Genomic DNA, 3163 nt, shown 5'->3' with positions numbered 1-3163 from the left:
CGCGAAGGCTCAGTGCCCCGCGTGACCCGCCGGGTGTACCGCGAAGTCCGTGATCACCACGTCCAGGTTGTGGTTGAGCCGCAGGCCCACGACGCCGTCGGTGTTCACGCCGCGGGGCAGGGTGCCCACCTCGGTGCCGTTCACCAGGAAGCGCACGCCGGTGGCGGCGGACTCCACGGCCAGCGTGTTGGTGGCCTTGCCGTCCGCCCCGGGGCGGCGCACGGCAGCGTGCTCCGTCCAGTCGATCAGCGTGTGCGTCTCGGCGCCGGCGCGGTGCTTGACCATGAACTGGCCGTCCTGGCGCACGAGGAAGTACAGGTAGTCCTGCCCGGCGCCCTGCAGGTCGCGCCCGCCCACCAGCATCCCGAACGCCTCGGGGTGCTCCGACGGCTTGTTGAGCGTGAAGGTGCCCTGCGCCGTGAACGCGCCCGTGGCCGTGTTCGTGGGCTGGTAGAAGATGCCGGCCGGGCCCAGGATGGCGTGCAGGTGGCCTTCCATGGACATGAAGTGGATGGGGGCCGTGCTGTTGGGCCGGTCCAGCCGCATCTCCCATCCCGCGGGGATGCCGGTGGCGTGCGCCGCGCCGTGGTCGGCGTGCTGGCCCTGGGCGGGGGCGCCCTGGCCGTGCTGGTGCTGCTGGGCCGCGGCGGGCACGGCCGCCATCAGCGCCATCGTCAGTACGACTGCGCGCATGTGCGCTCCTCCTGCAAGTGTCGGGAGTGAAAGGTCCGGCGAGACAGCCGCGCGGGACTGACAAGCTACCCCGAAGACGGCGTTTTGTCACGGCTTCGTTCAGCGATGCGGGCCTCTGCGCCGGGAGCGGCTGAAGCCGCCGCAACGAAAGCGGAAAGCCCCACAAACTGCGTGGGGCTTCAACCACGTGGAATTCGATTCGGTGCACCGGCCCACACCCGTCTGGGGCAGTCCGCGCAGGCGGACTTCGCGAGTTTCCAGCGGCGAATTATGCCGATTGCGGATCTGATCCGGTATGGGCACCTCCGAGCCCGAGCGGCTGAAGCCGCCGCAACGACTGCGGAAAGCCTCGCAAACTGCGCGAGGCTCCAACTACGTGAACGCCGCCGCGGTGCACGCCGGCCGACTCCCGCTGGGGCAGTCCGCGCAGGCGGACTTCGTGCCTTTCCAGCGGCGAATTCATTCGCTCCGGCTGGGGGACGGCCGTTACCGGATCAGATCCGCAACGGGCATCATTCGCTCCTGGTTCTCGGGCTCCGCGTTGACCGCTTTGGTGAAGATGCGCCAGGGCCCAGATCCGCCGCGATGCAGATCCGCCGATGCGAATCCGCCTCAGAACGGCAGCGGGAATACCAGCAGAAAGCCGTTGACCATCAGGATCGCGCCGATCACGCCCAGGCCGATCGCCAGGTACAGCACGGGCCGCGAGAGGGCCAGGATCGCGACCGATCCCAGCACCAGCGCCAGCTGCAGGGCCACCTCGCTGTAGTCGAAGTTGGAATCCTGCTCGCCGGCGCGCTCGCGGGCCGCCTCGTAGCTGCGCGCCTGCGCCGCGAGCTGCTTCTTGCCCTCGCCGCGCAGCGAATCGCCCGGGGCGGCGGGGTCGGGCTCGCTGTCGTAGCGGGCGATGGTGGCCTCGTAGCGGGCGATGGCGCGCTGCAGCGCCGCGCGCGCCTCGGGCGACAGGTCGGGGCTGGCCACCTGCGCCTTCATGTCCTCCACCGCCACCTCGTACATCGTCTGGCGCACGTTCTTGGCCTGGAAGAACGCCCAGGTGTCGCTCGCCTTGATGTTGGCGTGGATCATGTCCTCGGCCACGTTGCCGCCGCCCAGGCTGCCGATGGCCAGCAGCATGGCAAAGATGGCGATGAGCAGCGCCACGCGGCCGCGAAACTTCTCCTCGGCCTCGTTTTCCGCGCGCTCTTCGCGGATTTCGCTGATCAGTTCCGCGGCATCGGCAGAATCCATCGTGCGTCCGGGGGTGTGGATGAGGGGATGCGACGCGGCCGCGCGGGTGAAATGCGGCCGGTGTGTGGATCGGGGATGTTTCGGAATACTGCGACGGCAGGGTGGAGCAGAATGCCGCGACCATTCTACTGGATCGCATGCGGGACGCAAGGGTGATTCATCCTTTTATCCGCCGCTGTCCCGGCGCTCGCCCCGCCTCTTGCAAGGCCTTCGCGCCTCGTCCGCATCCGCCCGATGATCCACAGCCGCGAGGAACGCTTGACCGCGATGATGCCCTGCCGCCTGCGCCCGCCCGGCCCGCCTTCGCGCGTGGAGGACGTAGATCCGCCCGTGGCGCATGATGCGCGGTTCGCGGCCGTGCTGGGGGACGATGCGGCGCTCCTTTCGCTCTACGACCAGGCGCTGTTCAGCGAGGGGCCGGTGTGGTGGACGGCGCGCGACCAGCTGGTGTGGAGCGACATCGAGGGGCGGCGCGTGCTGGGGTGGAGCCCGGACGGCGCCGTGGACGTAGTGCTGGACGCCACGCCGTTCACCAACGGCAACGCGGTGGATGCGGAGGGGAGGCTGCTGCACTGCGAGCACGGCCGCCGCTGCATCAGCCGCACGGACCCGGACGGGACGACGACGGTGCTGGTGACGCACTACGAGGGGCGCCGCCTCAACTCGCCGAACGACGTCGTGCTGGGGCCGGACGGCGCCATCTGGTTCAGCGATCCGCCGTACGGCTTGGAGAACCCGCGGCAGGGCTGCCCCGCCGAGCCGGAGCTGGACCACCGCAGCGTCTACCGCTTCGAACCGCGCTCCGGCGCGCTGCGGCGCATGGTGGACCTGTCGTATCCCAACGGGCTGGCGTTCTCGCCGGACGGGCGCACGCTGTACGTGTCCGACACGGACCTGGGCCGGCACGAGATCCTGGCGTTCGACGTCGGCGCGAACGGGGCGTTGACGGGGCGGCGCGTGTTCCGCGTGATCGAGCCGGGCGTGCCGGACGGCTTTTGCGTGGATGCGCGCGGATGGCTGTGGAGCAGCTCGGGAAGCGGGATCCAGGTCTTCACCGCGGAAGGCGAGCCGCTGGGCCTGATCTCCACGCCGCACACGTGCTCCAACTGCACGTTCAGCCCCGACGGCCGGCGGCTGTTCATCACCGCGAGGAAAGCCTCTGGGCCATCGACCTCGCGGGATGAAAACCTGAAAGAATTCTCACGCAGAGGGAGCAGAGGCA

General features: G+C 69.6%; 2 protein-coding genes and 1 pseudogene. 1 reads left to right on the top strand and 2 read right to left on the bottom strand.

Translation table 11 applies throughout. From position 1 onward, the window contains the following. Positions 1-9 precede the first annotated feature (9 nt). On the bottom strand, positions 10-693 hold the full coding sequence (locus VFZ20_RS23310) for a hypothetical protein (RefSeq protein ID WP_329686360.1): 684 nt from the start codon (positions 691-693) through the stop codon (positions 10-12). Between the two features lie 612 nt (positions 694-1305). Beyond that, positions 1306-1941, bottom strand: a complete 636-nt coding sequence (locus VFZ20_RS23305; protein ID WP_329686359.1) for a DUF4337 domain-containing protein — start codon at positions 1939-1941, stop codon at positions 1306-1308. 267 nt (positions 1942-2208) lie between these two features. Here VFZ20_RS23305 and VFZ20_RS23300 point away from each other — a divergent pair. Beyond that, positions 2209-3125, top strand: a pseudogene (locus VFZ20_RS23300) (SMP-30/gluconolactonase/LRE family protein). Positions 3126-3163: the final 38 nt, after the last annotated feature.

This window comes from Longimicrobium sp., assembly GCF_036280135.1.
Classification (GTDB): Bacteria; Gemmatimonadota; Gemmatimonadetes; order Longimicrobiales; family Longimicrobiaceae; genus Longimicrobium.
The sequence above is the reverse complement of the archived record's forward strand: the minus strand, read 5'-3'. Positions and strand labels throughout refer to the sequence as shown.